The sequence below is a fragment of the Neolewinella litorea genome (assembly GCF_004803465.1).
GTDB classification, from domain to species: domain Bacteria; phylum Bacteroidota; class Bacteroidia; order Chitinophagales; family Saprospiraceae; genus Neolewinella; species Neolewinella litorea.
The window spans coordinates 11,789-26,879 of sequence record NZ_SRSF01000008.1 but is presented as its reverse complement, the minus strand read 5'-3'; the positions used below and the strand labels follow the sequence as shown (position 1 = coordinate 26,879).

The following is a 15,091-nucleotide window of genomic DNA, read 5'->3' as shown; positions in this document are numbered from 1 at the left end:
CGGATGAACCGTAAGGCACTGGTATTACTGATTCTCCTTACGGTGTTGCTGCTCGACCAGGGATTGAAAGTCTGGGTGAAGACCCACCTTCACTACGGCGAGGAATTCGGCATTCTCGGAAGCGATCACTTCCTGATTCACTTCGTCGAAAACAACGGCATGGCCTTCGGCTTGAGCCTGGGCGGACGCGTGGGCAAACTCGTCCTGAGCCTCTTCCGCTTCGGTGCCGTCGTACTCCTGGCCCTCTACCTGCGCCAACTCCTGCAGCAGCGGGTGTCGCGCCTCCTGATCGCCGCTTTTGCCTTTATCGAGGCTGGCGCGGTCGGGAATATTATTGACAGTATTTTTTACGGCGTCCTGTTTTCGGAATCGGGGCCACACACCGGCCTGGCCCGCTTCTGGCCGGAGGGGGGAGGGTATGAGTCGCTCTTCCACGGCCGGGTGGTAGACATGCTCTATATGCCCCTGGTCTACGGGGTGTATCCCGACTGGCTGCCCATCGTCGGCGGCAATTCCTTTCTGTTCTTCCGGCCGATCTTCAATGTGGCCGACGTGAGTATTACGGTGGGGGTGGTCCTGCTGCTGGCGCATTATTACCTGCGGCGCCGGGCGTAGCGGTGTCACGCTACGGTAGCAATACGGCTTTGGCATCCGGCTTACCGGCCAACTGCGTGGCGGTACCCTTACCTTTGCGCTCCGAAAACGCTAGCCCTTGCTCCGCCTGTCCTCCAACACCACGCTGTTCCTCAAACTTTTCCTGCCGGTTTTCTGGACCACTGTCCTGGTAGGGATTACCCTGGTTACCTGGTTCGCGCCGGAGCATTACTTCGGGGGCATCCCCCTGCAGTCGCTCCGCTACGGGATAGTATTCGTCCTGGTCATGGCGGTGGGCACGTTCTGGCTCGCGTTCTGGCCGCTCAAGCGGGTGGAGACCGACGGGGAGTTTCTCTTCGTCAGCAACTACTTCCGCACGGCTCGTTATCACCTGGTGCAGGACGTGGAGGAGATCCACGAGAGTCGGTTCCTTTTCCTGAAGCTCTGTTCGGTACACCTGCGCGCTCCGGGCACGTTTGGGCGGCGGCTGCGATTCATTGCTTCCCGCAAGCAGTTCGATACCTTCAGGCGGGAGTTTGCGGGTGCCGTGAAATTCAGTTAAACCGCTATAAGCGGGTATTGATCACGTTGTTGTAGAGGGAGCCGAAGGTATAGCTGAATCCGAAGCGAATGTCGGCGCTGTAGTTGGTCGCCAGCTGCGCCTGTCCGAGCAGGATGTCCTCGATGCTGGCTTCTCCCTTGGCCAGGCTGATCTGGTCGTTGATGATGTTGTAGCTGCCGCCGACGTTGAAGGATAGCCCCTTGATGAGGCGCACGTCGGCCCGGGCGTCGAGCGAGAGCCGGTTCTTCTTGAAGTCATTCATGTAGTTCCCGGCGGAGATGCCGGCGAACACCGAGCCCCACCGCTGGCGCAGCCGCAGGTTGACGTCAAGGCTCTGGCGGGCCAGACTTTCCTCCTCCTTCAGGAAGATGGTCTCTTCGGTGTAAACGTTGCGCACCCAACCGAGGCGGTAGGCGATGGTGAATTCCTTGAAGGGGACCTGGTTGTAGTCGAAGATATTGTACTCGATGGCGGGGGAGAGCCGGATGCCGAGATCGATGTTCTGGTAGGTGGAGGAATTCATGCTGTTGAACAGGCCCACGGACCAGTGATTGCCGATGCTCTTGATGGCCTTGGCCTCGTACCACTGGTCGCGGCGGATGGAGGTGAGCTGGCCGCCGTCCTTGTTGATCTTCTCGATGCGGTAGTAAAAGTTGGGGCTGAAGCGGAGGCGCCAATCGGGGGTCGTGCGGTCGGCCTCGAAGCCGAGGCGCAGGTCGTTGCGGCTTCGCTGGCTTTCCACGTCGGCGCTGAAACTGGCTCGGGTCTCGAAGATCCAGTTGTTCCAGTTGTCCACTACCTCATCATCGTCGTCGGCGGTTTGCTCGTTCACCTCGGGCACTTCGGCGGTGAGGTCGACCAGGTCGGCGTAGTCGGTTCCGGCCAGGAATCCCGCGAGGCCCAGTTCGATCCGTTTGTTGAGGTACTCGTCGCGCTCCAGGCCGGTCATGACGGCGGTGGTAGAGACCTTGAAGTTGAGGCTGTTGCCGGCCAGTTCCTGCTGTCCCTTGAACTGCAGGTCGTACACGCGACCCCCGTTACTGAGGTAGTTGGTGACGATAAAGAGGTTGACCTGGGCGCTGACCGGGTCGATGGTATGATTGACGTAGTTGAGCTCCTGTTTGAGCAGGGTTTTGTTACAGTCGCATTCCGTGAACAGGTTCAGTCGTTTCTGACCGTAACTTGCTGAAGGCAATAGCAGGGCAAGCACCAGAGTGGTGTAGATCAAAACAACTTTCATCGAACGGGTAGTTAAAACGCAAAAATATAACTGTGTCAGAAGGACAACCAACCCCATGCTCACCCCATTTTGCGAAAATATTACCCATTTCGGGCCTGGAGCAGGGCTTCCTTATACACTCGTAACGCGCGATCGCGGCCGAACTTGTGCTTGACCAGTGGTTCGGAAGGGTAATTATCCGTGCCGTACTCCGGTACCCAACGCTTCACGTACTGGTAGTCGCGGTCGAATTTGCGCTGCTGGCTTTCGTAATTGAAGATGCGGAAATAGGGCTGGGCGTCCACCCCGCTGCCCGCCGCCCACTGCCAGCCCCCATTGTTGCTGGCCAGCTCGTAGTCCAATAGCTTGTCCGCGAAGTAGGCTTCCCCCCACCGCCAGTCGATCAGCAGGTGCTTGGTGAGGTAGCTCGCCACGATCATCCGCACACGGTTGTGCATGAAACCGGTAGCGTTCAGCTGGCGCATCCCGGCATCCACTATGGGTACGCCGGTACGCCCGGCGCACCACCGTTCAAACTCAGCCTCGTCGTTGCGCCAGGGTATGGTATCGTACTCCGGTCGGTAACTCTCATGGGCTACGCGCGGGAAAGCCTGCAGGATATTCGAGTAAAAATCGCGCCAGATGAGTTCGTTCAGCAGGGTCTGGTTGTTGGCGAAGGCAGTGCGGGCCATCTGACGCACACTGACCGTCCCGTGCCGCAGGTGAGGTCCCCAACGCGTGGTCCCCTCGGTGCCGGGGTAATCGCGGATCTTGTCGTATCCTTTTAGCAGTTCCCGGGACTCGGCCGGAGACGGGATGGGAAGGTCGGAAGGCGAAAACCCCATGGCGTCCAGGGTGATTACCGGCTTGGGTTGGGCTACCGGGTGCAGGCCGTCGGTGTGGTCCTCGGTAGGGTAGGGGGCCAGGAAGGCACTCACGCTTCCTTCTCCGGAAGGGACCTGACGGCTGTCGAGCAAGCGCCGCCAGCTGCGCATGTACGGCGTGAAGACGGTGTAGGGGCCTCCCGCCTGCTTTTGTACCTCCTCGCTTTCAAAGATGACGTGATCCTTGAAGGTATGGAAGGCAATATTTTTCTCCGCCAGCAGGCCTTCGACGGCCGCGTCGCGCCGGCGGGCGTAGGGTTCGTAGTCGCGGTTGGTGTAAACGGCCCGGGGATGGTAAGTGTCGCGAAGCTGCCTCCAGATGGCCTCCGGCTCCCCGTAGAAGGTGAGCAGCGTGCTGCCGAAACTGAGGTAGGTCTCCGCCAACTCCGCCACGCTGCGCTGGATGAAAGTCACCCGGGCATCATCGCGAGTCGGCAACTTATCCAGTATATGGCGGTCGAAAATAAATACGGACAGGACGGGGTCACCGCTCTTCAGGGCATGGTACAAACCCGCGTTGTCGGAAAAGCGAAGGTCGCGGCGGTGCCAGAAGAGGGTCATGGTTAGTTCTTTAGTCTTTTAGTTCTTAAGGCTGCTCGTTCGTAAGTTTTTTCGGTCACTAGGAGACAGGCCAACCGGGTAGATTACGCACTGCTGGCTCCGAGGGAAGGGGGGAGTAGGAAGCCGGGTATCACTCACACCAGGCGATAACCGACCCAAAGCCTCTAATAGATTAAGGATTAAAGTTCTATAACGAACTAAAGAACTAAAGCCTAGAGGCTAAAGAACTAACGAACTAAAGCTCTTACGAACTAAAGAACTAACCCTCTAAAGAACTAAAGAACTAAAGAACTAAAGAACTAGAAACCCTACACCTCATCCGGATCCTCATACTCCACCCGGAACTTCTTGATCATGTCTTCCGAGAGGCTGTCGGCGTATACTCCATAAGCATCTACCAGAAGTCCTTTGGTGCCGTCGGCGGTCTCGATTCCGTAGAGCACGGAGTTGTCGTCGGGGTTACTCATGCCCTCAAAGCGATAAGCGTGGGTTATGGTGAAGTCTTCGGGGCGGTAATTCTTTTGGTTCTCTTTGCATTCCAGGGCATTCTCCTTCTGGTTAAAGTCGGAAGTATAGCCCTTGGCTTTGAGGTCTTCAATGGCGAAGGAGAGGCTTTCGTAGTTGTTGTCTTGCAGGATTGGCACGGTCGAATGGTATGGTGTGCTGGTATAAGTGCCCACCTGCCCCGGCGGTTCACAGGCTACCACGCGTAAAAAAAGCCGGCGTGCCCCCCGAATCCCCGCCGGATGCTGGTAGAGGCCTGACTTTCACCGGGTTTGATGAGGTTGCTGAAGCCCTGGCGGTAGCGGCCGTCGATTTGCAGGGTGACCGGCCCGAACTCCAGGTTAAAGCCTAGTCCCGCCTGCAGACCATAATTTATCCGGAAAGGAAGCCCCCGTCCGTAATACGCATTGACGGGTTGGGTGGTGGGGTCGTAAGTCGGGGGGAGGGACTCCCGCTCGGCCAGGGGCACGGACAGATAAGGGCCGAGCTGCAGCAGGGGTTGGACGATACCGCGACCGACGCTGAACTGCGTCAGGATCAACAATTCGGCGTAGTCGATCTGTCGCTCGTACGGTCCGGCCGCCCCGAGGTCCTCCCGCCAACCCGCCTGGTCGTAGGAAAGCTCCGCCTGAAACCCCACCAGCTGGCGGTCAAAGTACCGGAGGGCCACTCCGAAATTCCTGCCCACGATGGTGTTCACGTCGGCGTTGGGCGTGAAGTCCACTTCCTGGTACGCCTGCCCGGCCACCACGCCGAGTTGCAGCCGCCGGTAGTCCACTACAGTATCCGCCTGGGCTAAGACCCAGTGGGGAAGGAGCAGAAGAACCGTAAGGCGAAAGAGGTACGACATAAAGGGGGGCAATCTGCGGCGCAAGGTAAACACCCGCCGAAGGACTACCCTGCCCGGACGAAAATGCCCGCCAAAGCGTTAGGGTAGTATGATTGCACGCTGGATACTTTGGCTGGGCCTGCTCTGGTTGGCCCACCCGGTGGGGGCACAGGCTCCTGGCGGGGTAACCGATTTCTTCCTGGATCCGGTGGGTAAACCCTATTTCCTCCTGCAGGACGACCGTCTTGTCACCGGAAACCAATTGGGGGCGAATACCTACAGCTTCTACGACAGCAGCCTGGGCTCGCCCGACTACGTTGACGTGACCAACCCCTTTCAGATCCTGGTTTACTACCGGGAATACGGGACCGTGGTCGTCCTCGACCGCACGCTCAGCGAGCTCGACCGCATCGACCTGTTCGCCATCCAGGATATTCAGCAGCCAGGGGCCATTGCGCGGAGTTACGACAACGGCATCTGGGTATTCGATAATTGGGGCTACCGCCTGCTGCGCCTCGACGAGAACGGGCGCATTGACCAACAAACCAACAACCTCCGACTGCAACTCGGCATTGCTACCCCGGCCGGGGCCATTTTCGTCGACCGTAATGCCGTGATGTTGCATTTTCCCGAGGAGGGCCGCCTGGCTGTTTTCACCAACTACGGCAAGTTCCGCTACTGGGTGGCCATACCCCCCGCCGACGAGCTGTCCTGGAGCGCCCCCCGCCTACTGGGCCTTTCGGCCGGCGGTGACGCCTGGTTGTGGACGCCCAAACAGCGAGAAGTTCGGCCTTTGGAGCCCGTACCGACGCAACTGCTTTCCGCCAACCGGATCCTGCCGGGGCCAGACGGGTTACTGACCGTCAGGCCGGGTAGCCTGGAAATAGAACGGTGGGAATTCAAACAAAAAAAATAAACAAACAATTTGTTTTAAAGTGATGGGCCGACTAACTTTGTAACACACGTTTCGATAAAGGTTGCAAAGAATGAAAGTCTCACTAACCCGCCTGCTGGCCTTCGCCGGCAGGCACTGGCTACGCCTTGGCTTGGTCGCCTGCGCCCTGGTATTGCTCTCCCAAAAGCAGGTGAATTTTAATGTCCGCCTCGGTCATCCCGACTACGAGGCCGTGCCAGCGGCAACACCGGCCTGGCCCGCGGAGCCGACGGAAGAGGGGGAGCCCCCGACTTACCTTACGGAGGACCACCCGGCCCCCGCGGCCCGGTCGGAAGGCTTCTTTGCCCGCTTCAATTTCTTCGGCGGGGGAGCGGCTGATCTGTACGAAGAGCTGACCCGGCAACCCGAGCAGGAAGTAGCGGATTTCGTCACCCGATTCCGCCACGTGGCCGAGGCCGAACAGGAAAAGTTCGGAATCCCGGCCAGCATTACGCTGGCTACCGGTCTGCTCTACAGCAAGGGCGGGCGGGCGGCGGCGGCCCGGGATTTCAACAATTACTTCGGACTGGCCTGTGCCGGGGATTGGCAGGGACCGACTGCCCGCGTGGCGGGGGAGTGCGTGCGGCGATACGAAACGGCCTGGACGAGCTTCCGCGACTTCAGTCTGTTGCTCAGCGAAGGACGGTTCTCCCGCCTGCGGGAATTCGGTCCGCGGGACTACCGCCGGTGGGCCGCCGGGATGCAGGAGCTGGGCTTCAACGCGAACGACGACCTGGCGCGGCAACTGCAGCAGACGATCGACCGCTACCAGTTGTTCCGCTTCGATTAATTATTCCTCCTCGTCGGTGTCGAGGCTGGCAAAAAGCTCGTTGGCCAGCATGAAGTGGTACCACTTGAGCAGGCGCTTCACGTCGCTGGCGTGTACCCGCTCCTTGTCGTAGGTGGGCAGCACGTCCTCCAGGTAATCGAAAAGCCGCTCGTTGGATTCGCTGGGGGCGGGGGCGGGATTATCCTCCTGCTGTTCCTGCATCCGGTCGAAAACCTTGCGCAGGGGCTCGGCGTCGCCGTCTTCGGTGTACACCGCCATGCTCTCCAGGGGGGCAAACTGGTGTTTGCGGGCGGGGGCGAAGTGCCGCTTCTTGGTTTCGAGCTGCTCCACGATGATGCCACCCTTGCGTTCGGTGACGACGGTGTAGAGTCCGGGAAGACCGGATACGGCAATGATTTCGGCGAACTTCATAAGCGGCGTGATTTTGTGGCGGCGAAGGTAGTAGCTGAAGCGCAGACGGGGAACCGGCAGCAAAAATTAGCCTCCGGAACCCGGTCGCCGATAGTAGCTCAGTAGGCGAGCAGCGAACGGATCGCTTCCGCCAGCCGGTCCTTGGGTAAGTAATTGGCTTCCAGGGCCGCGGCGAAGGGCACCGGCGTGTCGAGGCTGCCGAGTCGGCGCACGGGCGCGTCGAGCAGCTCAAAGCAGTGCTCGCCGATCCAGGCGGCCAGCTCACCCCCGAAGCCGCCCGTCAGCGAGGCCTCGTGGAGCACCAGCGCGCGGCTCGTCTTGGCCACCGAGTCGCGGATGGCCGCGTGGTCCAGGGGTGCCAGGCTGCGCAAGTCGATGATCTCGGCATCCGCGCCCAGCTCTTTCACGACCTCCGTGGCCCAGTGAACGCCGGCCCCGTAGGTGATGATGCTCAGGTCGGACCCCTCCCGCACCGTACGCGCCTTGCCGATCTCCGCGAACGTGAATCCTTCCGCTACCGGTCCGGTCAGGGAGCGGTACAGGGCCTTGTGCTCGAAGTACAGCACCGGATTGGGGTCGGCCAGGGCCGCGATCAGCAGCGACTTGGCGTCTTCCGGCGTGCTGGGGTAGACGATCTTCAGTCCGGCCACGGAAGTGAACCAGCTCTCCATCGTCTGGCTGTGGAACGGCCCGGCACCCACGCCCCCGCCCACCGGCAGGCGCACGACCACGTCGGCCGGTTGTCCCCAGCGGTAGTGAAGCTTGGCCAGGTTATTGACGATCTGGTTGAAGCCGCAACTGACAAAATCGCCGAACTGCATCTCCACCATGGCCTTGCCGCCCGCCAGGGCGTAGCCGAGGGCCGCGCCGATCACCCCGCTTTCGCACAGGGGGGTGTTGCGCACCCGTTCGCGCCCGAATTCCTCCACGAAGCCTTCCGTGATCTTGAACACCCCACCGTAATCGGCGATGTCCTGACCCATTAGCACCAGTTCCGGATACGCCCGCATGGCCTCCCGCAGCCCGTCGCTGATGGCGTCGACGAAGCGCAGGTCGCGTGTCGGGCCCGGTTGGGAAGGGGGCGGGGTCGCGGGTGCGAAGAGATCCCTGAGCTCGCGGTCGGTGTCGGCTCCCACGGCGGGGAGTTCGGCGGCGGCCGCCAGGGCCCGCTCGATGTCCTGTTGAATGCTGACTTCGAGGGATTCGCGGTAGTCGTTCTGGAGGATGCCTTCCCGGAGCAGGAATTCGGCGTAGTTCGTGACGGGGTCGCGCTCCTTCCAGGCCTCGATCAGTTCGTTCGGCACGTACTTAACCCCGCTGGCTTCCTCGTGGCCGCGGACGCGGAAGGTGCGGCATTCGAGCAGTACGGGTTCGGGGTTTTCGCGCATCTCCGCGGCCAGTTGGCGGACGGTGGAGTACACTTCCAGGATATTGTTGCCGTCGATGGACAGGGCGCGCATGCCGTAGCCCACGCCGCGGTCGGCCAGGCTCTCGCAGGCGTACTGCTCGCTGACCGGGGTGGATAGGCCGTAGCCGTTGTTCTCGATGACGAAGAGGACGGGGAGTTTCCAGACCGCGGCCAGGTTGAGGGCTTCGTGGAAATCGCCCTCGCTCGTGCCGCCGTCGCCGGTGAAGGCCAGGCTGATGAGGGATTCTCCGCGCAGCTTGTGCCAGAGCGCTACCCCGGCGGCCAGGGCGAGCTGGGGACCGAGGTGACTGATCATCCCGACGATGTGGTGCTCGGTACTTCCGAAGTGGAAGCTGCGGTCGCGCCCCTGCGTAAAGCCGGCGGCCTTGCCCTGCCACTGGGCGAAGAGGCGTTCCAGGGGCACCTTCCGACCGGTGAATACCCCCAGGTTGCGGTGCATGGTGAAGAGGTACTCTTCCGGCTCGAGGGCGAGCGTACAGCCCACGCTGATGGCCTCCTGGCCGATGCCCGAGAACCACTTGGAGATCACCCCCCCGCGCAGTTGCTTCAGCATCTTCTCTTCGATGAGGCGGGGGCGCAGCAGTTCCTCGTACAGGCGGAGCAAAGTCTCTTCCGAAATATCGTAGCCGGAATAGACCAGGGGGGCAGTAGTGGCGGTCATGCCCGCAAGGTAATAGCACGCCGGGTGCATTTCCCAGCGGCGATTTGTCGCCTGCGGTATCGGCAACCCCCATTGCGGGTGCGGGCCGAACATATGGTGTAGCTACACCTTTCACCTAGCAACTGCCGATCACGGCACGATCCCCATAACCAACACCCATGACCAACCTCGAAGTACAAAAGCAATTCGGCGAAGCCGTAAATACCGGCCAGCTGGAAAAGATCCGCGATCTCGTAGCCCAGGACGTAAAAGACCACGACCCCGCACCCATGCAGGGACCCGGCCCCCAGGGCTTCATTGATTTTTTCAGCATGATGCGCAGCGCTTTCCCCGACCTGCACATCGAGGTAAAGCACGTGGTCACCGACGCCGACAACGTAACCTTCGCCTACACCGTTTCGGGTACCCACCAGGGCGAATTCATGGGCCTGGCCCCCACCGGAAAGCAATTTTCGGCCCGTGGCGTCCAGATCGGCCGCTTCGAGAACGGCAAACTGAAGGAACGCTGGGGCAGCTCCGACGAATTGGGCATTCTGAAGCAACTGGGTGCCGAGCGCATCCCGCAGTAACGGAACCCACGCCCCCGGCATCCGCAACCGGATACGGCACCCGCGCTCCGGCGCCCACTGCGCTTTGGCATTTTTGGTAAATTGGTCGTATCCTTGTTTATACCTGAACCCGTATGCGACTGCCCTACCTTTTGCTGGTTGTTTTGCTCTTCCCGATTCACGCCCTAAGGGCACAGGATGCGCCGGGCACCACCCTGCAACGCCTGTTTGACGGCATGCGCCGCGCCGATACGGCAGGCATGAGCGCCCTGTTTCACCCCGAGGCGAGCCTGCACTCCGTGAGCACCGACAGCGCCGGCCAGACCCGCGTCCAAACCGGCGACATCGCGCAGTGGCTGAACGGGATCGCTCGCTCCCCGGCCGGGGCGCTCGACGAACAACTGCACTTTACCAGCCTTCGCACCGACGGTGGACTCGCCACGGCGTGGACGCCCTACACCTTCGTGCTCAACGGTGACGTACACCACTGCGGCACCAACTCCTTCCACCTCGTGCAAGACGATGCGCAGGGGCATTGGCGCATCCTGAACGTGGTCGATACCCGCCGGACGACCGGCTGCGCACCGGTATATACCAGCAGCGCCGTACGGCAGATCGAGCAACTGGCCACCGAATGGCACCGTGCCGCGGCCCGCGCCGACAGTGCCGCGTACTTCTCCCGCATGACCGAAGACGCCATCTACATCGGCACCGATCCGGGCGAGCACTGGACCCGGGAGGCCTTTGCCGAGTTTGCCGCTCCCTACTTCGCCGCCGGCAAGGCCTGGGACTTTACCGCCACCGAGCGGCACATCTTCTACGACGAAAACGACAATCTCGCCTACTTCGACGAACTCCTGGATACCTGGATGGGACCCTGCCGCGGCACGGCCATCGTACGCCGCACCGGGAATAACGAATGGAAAATAGTTCACTATACCCTTAGCCTCACTATACCAAATGAGCGGATGGACAACGTTATTTCGGTTATCGGGGCGGGAAAATAAGCCGTAAAATAATTGTCTGCTTGACAATTATGTTTAATTTTGTCTTGTGAAAAGTTACGATTACGCTTACCGGCCGCTGGTGGCCGTCGACTGTACGATCTTCGGATTCCGCAATGGCAAGCTGAACCTGCTGCTCGTACGACGGGATATCGAACCCCGGCGAGGGGAATGGTCGCTGATGGGCGGCTTCCTGCAGGCGCACGAATCGCTGGACGAAGCCGCCGCCCGCGTGCTGGAACAGCGTACCGGACTACAGGACGTCTACCTGGAGCAATTCAAGGCCTTCGGCGCGGTTGATCGCGACGAGGCCGAGCGCACCGTCACGGTAGGGTACTACGCCCTGGTGGACCAGGACGAGGCCGAGGTGCAGTTGTCCAGTGACTACGCGGCCCACTGGGTACCCATTACGGATGTCCCACCCCTGATCTTCGACCACAACGAAATGGTGGAGGCAGCCCTGCAGCGACTGCGGCACCGCGCTACCCACGAGCCGGTTGGCTTTGAACTGCTGCCCGAGAAATTCACCCTCACCCAACTGCAATCGCTCTACGAGGCGATCTTCGGAACCAGCATCGACGCCGGCAACTTCCGCCGCCGCCTCCGCAAGATGGAATACCTGCAACGCCTCAACGAGAAAGACACCAATACCTCCCGCAAGGGGGCCTGGTACTACCAGTTCGTGCCGGAAGTGTACGCAATGGCCAAACGCAACGGCGCGGACTTCCTGCTCAAGCCCTGAGGTCCTTGTATTTTAATCTCTTCGGGTGACCGGATCCGGCGGGCTTTCCCGGGCCGCCACGGGTTGGCTCTTGCCGACGAACGCCCTATCTTTCTGGGCCAACCCCCTGGTTATGACCTATCCGTCCACCTTCGATCCCAATACCCTGCGGGAAAACAAAGACCGTATCAACCGCCTCACGCCGGACACCCAGCCCCAGTGGGGAAAGATGTCCGTAGCCCAGATGCTCGCGCACCTCAATGTGGCCTACGATATGGAGACGGGGGCCTTGCCCGTGAAGTACAACTGGCTAACCCGCTTGCTGTTGAAGACGGTGGTGAAACGGGGCGTGGTGGGTCCCAAGCCCTATCCCCGCAACAGCCGCACGGCCCCCCAGTTCCTCATCACCGATGAACGGGACTTCGCGCGGGAAAAGGCCCGCCTGATCGCCAACCTGGAGCGGGTGGCCACCGCGGGGGAGCGTGCCTACGAGGGGAAGGAAAATGTTTCCTTCGGCCCGATGACCGCCCGGGAGTGGAGCGTCATGTACCAGAAACACCTCGACCACCACTTGACCCAGTTCGGGGTGTGACGGCCGCGATCCGGCCCGGAGAAACCGTTTACAGGGTTTCCAGACGCATGTTTCGGTAGTACAATTCGGCACCTTCCGCCTGCAGGGCGATGTATCCTTCGGTAAGGGGCATCCAGCCGGCGCGATCGGGGGTGGGCCGTTCGGCCTGAATCAGGGCATTGACGAGGTGACCGTTCACAAAGAAGCGCGCGGTATCGCCGTCGACTTCGAGGACGATTTCGTTCCAGCCCGGCCGTTCCCAGGAGAAACTGCGGGCAAACTTGGTGTAGCGTTCGCCGGTGCGCTGCTCGGGCGCGCCATTGGGGGAGTAGTTGTGCGCGTCGGCTCCCACCGTGGAGGTAGCCCGGCTGTCGATGAGCCAGATGTCGCCCGTATCGCCCTCCTGCACCTGACATTCCAGCGCGGCGGGCCAGAAGGCGTCCGTGTCGAAGGTGTGGAACAAAACTCCGGCGTCGCGCACGGCATCGGTCCGCGGCGCGAATTTCTTCTCGCCCCATTTGTACTCCACGTGGAGGCGGTAGCGGCTGTAGGTGCTGTCCGTCACCAGGGCGGCAAAGGGTTATTGGCTTCCGGCCTTCGCCGTAGGTAGGACGTGCAGCACGCTGTCTTCCCACACGAAGTGGTCCTGATCGGTAACGGGCACCTTGCCCCGGCCGTCGACGATGACGTGCCAGCCGGTCAGCGCAGCGTCGTGGAGCAGGGCCGACTGTCCGGCCAGACCGGTGGCGGCCAGGAGCAAGGGCAGAAGCAAAAAGCGGGGGCGGATCGACATGGGTGCGGACTTTGGATACGAAAGGTAATCCATAATTGCGCCCGTGCATCCCCCGCGCCACGCGATGTTTGCGGGGGCTTGACTAGGCAACGTATCTTCTCCGCCCAACCCCCGATTATGCGCCTCCTCCACATCCTCTTGCTTGCCCTCCCTCTTTACCTGGCCGGGCACTCCGACTCGGCGGCCTTTCGTCAGTGGCTGACCGTTTACGAGGCCTACGAACCCTACGACAGCCTGGACGTGTGGGGCATGGCCACTGAGGAAGACCGGCAGGTGCAGGCGGCCAAATGGCGGAGCCTGCGCGAGCGGCTGCGTGAACTCCAGGCCCTGACCGCCTCCCAGCAAATCGATGCGGACTTACTGGCTTTCGTACTCGACGACCGGATTTACCGACTGGATTTCGGCACCCACCTCTTTCCCCTCAACGCCGAGGGCGGTTTCCTGACCGACGTTGTCTACCGTTACGGCAATCGCCGCGTGGAAACCCCCGAGGAGCTCGACCGCTACGCCGGGGAACTCGTGGCGCTGCCGGACTACTTTCGACAGCAGGAAGGGGCCCTGGCGCGCGGGCTGTCGATCGGAAAGACCAATCCGGCTCGGGTAGTAGACCTGGTACTGGAGCTCATCGCACGCACCCTGGCCGTCCCACCGGCGGAAAGTCTCTTTCACCGACCGGTGGCCGACTACCCGGCGGGGGCGGCGCGCATCGATTCGCTTACCGAAGCGGTGGTGTACCCCGCCTACCAACGACTGGCCGAGTACCTGCGCACGGAATACCGGCCGCGGCTGGGTCAGGAGCCGGGGATATCCGCCATTACGGATGGAAAGGAGCATTACCGGCACCTGATCCGCTACTTCACCACCGACGACGACGCCACCCCCGAGGAGGTGTTCGAGACCGGTCAGCGGGAGGTAGCGCGCATCCGCCAGGAAATGGAAGCGGCGATGGAGCGGGCGGGTTTTTCCGGTTCCTTCGCGGAGTTTTTGACCTACTTGCGCACCGATCCGCGCTTCTACGCCGCCACGCCGGAAGACCTGCTGGAGCGGGCCGCCTGGATCACCAAACGGATTGAGGCCCGGTTGCCGCGTTATTTCGACCGCCTGCCACGCATGCCACTTACCGTAGCGCCGGTACCGGCTTCTCTGGCACCGAATTATACGGGCGGCAGGTACAGTCCGGGATCCTACGATCAGCGCCGCGCCGGTGCCTTCTGGGTGAATACCTACGACCTGCCGAGCCGGCCATTCTATACGCTACCGGCCCTGGCCTTGCACGAGGGTGTGCCCGGGCACCATACGCAGATGATGCTGGCCGCGGAGCTGGAGGGGCAGTCCGACTTCCGCAAATCGCTCTACCTCTCCGCTTTCGGGGAGGGTTGGGCGCTGTACGCGGAATATCTGGGAAAGGAGATGGGGATATACGAGACGGCCTACGACGACTTCGGGCGCCTCACCTACGAAATGTGGCGGGCGTGCCGTCTGGTGGTCGATCCGGGGATCCACTACTTCGGCTGGTCGCGTGAGCGGGCGGTCGCGTTCATGGCCGAGCATACGGCGCTATCCCTGCGCGAGGTGAACTCGGAGATCGACCGCTACATCGGCTGGCCCGGTCAGGCCGTGTCGTATAAAATGGGTGAAATGAAGATCCGGGCCCTGCGGCAGGAAGCCGAAGAGACCATGGGGGAAGACTTCGATCTGGCCGCGTTCCACAGCCTGGTGCTGGCCAACGGGGCCGTTACCATGGAAATTTTGGAGGAAGTGGTGCGGCACTGGATGGCCGGCACCACTTCCTACCAGGACTAGTCCTCTTCGATTTCCAGCATCTCGCCGGTGGCGGAGAATTCGGCTTCCATTTCCTCGCCGTTCATGGAGAACTCGACTTCGTAGGTATCGCCTTCGTCGTCCCATTCTACGTCGGTAGCACCGGGGTAAGCGGCTTCAAAGGCACTCTGTACGGCGGCGGGTACCTCAACGGCTTCGGCCGTTTCGGCGCAGGCTACCAGGGCGAAGGCAAACAAAGCGGAGTACAAAAATTTCATCATGGTGGGTGAATTTTAGAAGATGATATCAGGTCAG

At 61.2% G+C, this 15,091-nt stretch carries 18 protein-coding genes; 9 read left to right on the top strand and 9 right to left on the bottom strand.

Features of this window, described 5'->3' with window-relative positions:
* Positions 1–3: 3 nt before the first annotated feature.
* Together E4021_RS14620 and E4021_RS14615 are read left to right on the top strand one after the other, a co-directional pair.
* Positions 4–615: a lipoprotein signal peptidase gene (locus tag E4021_RS14620; protein ID WP_136460117.1), complete on the top strand. Its 612-nt coding sequence runs from the start codon at positions 4–6 to the stop codon at positions 613–615.
* Positions 616–712: 97 nt separating this feature from the next.
* Complete coding sequence (locus E4021_RS14615) at positions 713–1,156, top strand: hypothetical protein (protein WP_136460116.1); 444 nt, start codon at positions 713–715, stop codon at positions 1,154–1,156.
* A 4-nt stretch (positions 1,157–1,160) separates the two neighbouring features.
* Here the strand turns inward: E4021_RS14615 and E4021_RS14610 are convergent, their stop codons facing one another.
* The 4 genes from E4021_RS14610 to E4021_RS14595 all read right to left on the bottom strand — a co-directional run bounded on the left by E4021_RS14610 (position 1,161) and on the right by E4021_RS14595 (position 5,174).
* Complete coding sequence (locus E4021_RS14610; RefSeq protein WP_136460115.1) at positions 1,161–2,396, bottom strand: hypothetical protein; 1,236 nt, start codon at positions 2,394–2,396, stop codon at positions 1,161–1,163.
* 80 nt (positions 2,397–2,476) lie between these two features.
* On the bottom strand, positions 2,477–3,820 hold the full coding sequence (locus tag E4021_RS14605) for a cryptochrome/photolyase family protein (protein WP_136460114.1): 1,344 nt from the start codon (positions 3,818–3,820) through the stop codon (positions 2,477–2,479).
* A 308-nt stretch (positions 3,821–4,128) separates the two neighbouring features.
* A complete protein-coding gene (locus E4021_RS14600; RefSeq protein WP_246050309.1) occupies positions 4,129–4,464 on the bottom strand; it encodes a phosphoribosylpyrophosphate synthetase in 336 nt (111 codons plus the stop codon).
* Between the two features lie 56 nt (positions 4,465–4,520).
* Entirely contained in the window at positions 4,521–5,174 is a 654-nt protein-coding gene (locus E4021_RS14595; protein ID WP_136460113.1) for a porin family protein, read from the bottom strand.
* 88 nt (positions 5,175–5,262) lie between these two features.
* Here E4021_RS14595 and E4021_RS14590 point away from each other — a divergent pair, with 88 nt between their 5' ends.
* Positions 5,263–6,069: a hypothetical protein gene (locus E4021_RS14590; protein ID WP_136460112.1), complete on the top strand. Its 807-nt coding sequence runs from the start codon at positions 5,263–5,265 to the stop codon at positions 6,067–6,069.
* A 70-nt stretch (positions 6,070–6,139) separates the two neighbouring features.
* Entirely contained in the window at positions 6,140–6,877 is a 738-nt protein-coding gene (locus tag E4021_RS14585; RefSeq protein WP_136460111.1) for a glucosaminidase domain-containing protein, read from the top strand.
* On the opposite strand, the gene E4021_RS14580 is transcribed toward E4021_RS14585, so the two are convergent.
* Both E4021_RS14580 and E4021_RS14575 read right to left on the bottom strand, forming a co-directional pair.
* Positions 6,878–7,288 (bottom strand): DUF5606 family protein, encoded by a 411-nt coding sequence (locus E4021_RS14580; protein WP_136460110.1) that lies wholly within the window; start codon positions 7,286–7,288, stop codon positions 6,878–6,880. It lies immediately after the preceding gene.
* Positions 7,289–7,386: 98 nt separating this feature from the next.
* Positions 7,387–9,378, bottom strand: coding sequence for an alpha-ketoacid dehydrogenase subunit alpha/beta (locus tag E4021_RS14575; protein ID WP_136460109.1), 1,992 nt, complete (start codon positions 9,376–9,378; stop codon positions 7,387–7,389).
* Positions 9,379–9,536: 158 nt separating this feature from the next.
* Between E4021_RS14575 and E4021_RS14570 the strand changes: the two genes are divergently transcribed.
* From E4021_RS14570 to E4021_RS14555, 4 genes are all read left to right on the top strand, one after another.
* Complete coding sequence (locus tag E4021_RS14570; protein WP_136460108.1) at positions 9,537–9,947, top strand: ester cyclase; 411 nt, start codon at positions 9,537–9,539, stop codon at positions 9,945–9,947.
* Positions 9,948–10,060: 113 nt separating this feature from the next.
* Positions 10,061–10,933 (top strand): nuclear transport factor 2 family protein, encoded by an 873-nt coding sequence (locus E4021_RS14565; RefSeq protein ID WP_136460107.1) that lies wholly within the window; start codon positions 10,061–10,063, stop codon positions 10,931–10,933.
* Between the two features lie 46 nt (positions 10,934–10,979).
* Complete coding sequence (locus tag E4021_RS14560) at positions 10,980–11,672, top strand: NUDIX hydrolase (RefSeq protein ID WP_136460106.1); 693 nt, start codon at positions 10,980–10,982, stop codon at positions 11,670–11,672.
* 112 nt (positions 11,673–11,784) lie between these two features.
* Positions 11,785–12,243, top strand: coding sequence for a DUF1569 domain-containing protein (locus E4021_RS14555; RefSeq protein WP_136460105.1), 459 nt, complete (start codon positions 11,785–11,787; stop codon positions 12,241–12,243).
* 28 nt (positions 12,244–12,271) lie between these two features.
* Here E4021_RS14555 and E4021_RS14550 read toward each other — a convergent pair whose 3' ends face one another.
* The gene (locus tag E4021_RS14550) at positions 12,272–12,787 is read right to left on the bottom strand and encodes a 3-keto-disaccharide hydrolase (RefSeq protein ID WP_168797622.1); all 516 of its coding nucleotides are present in this window, start codon (positions 12,785–12,787) and stop codon (positions 12,272–12,274) included.
* Positions 12,788–12,802: 15 nt separating this feature from the next.
* Entirely contained in the window at positions 12,803–13,015 is a 213-nt protein-coding gene (locus tag E4021_RS14545) for a hypothetical protein (RefSeq protein WP_136460103.1), read from the bottom strand.
* Between the two features lie 117 nt (positions 13,016–13,132).
* On the opposite strand from E4021_RS14545, the gene E4021_RS14540 reads away from it, so the two are divergent.
* The gene (locus tag E4021_RS14540) at positions 13,133–14,818 is read left to right on the top strand and encodes a DUF885 domain-containing protein (protein WP_136460102.1); all 1,686 of its coding nucleotides are present in this window, start codon (positions 13,133–13,135) and stop codon (positions 14,816–14,818) included.
* On the opposite strand, the gene E4021_RS14535 is transcribed toward E4021_RS14540, so the two are convergent.
* On the bottom strand, positions 14,815–15,057 hold the full coding sequence (locus E4021_RS14535; protein ID WP_136460101.1) for a hypothetical protein: 243 nt from the start codon (positions 15,055–15,057) through the stop codon (positions 14,815–14,817). The two genes, E4021_RS14540 and E4021_RS14535, sit on opposite strands and share 4 nt — an antisense overlap.
* Positions 15,058–15,091 lie beyond the last annotated feature (34 nt).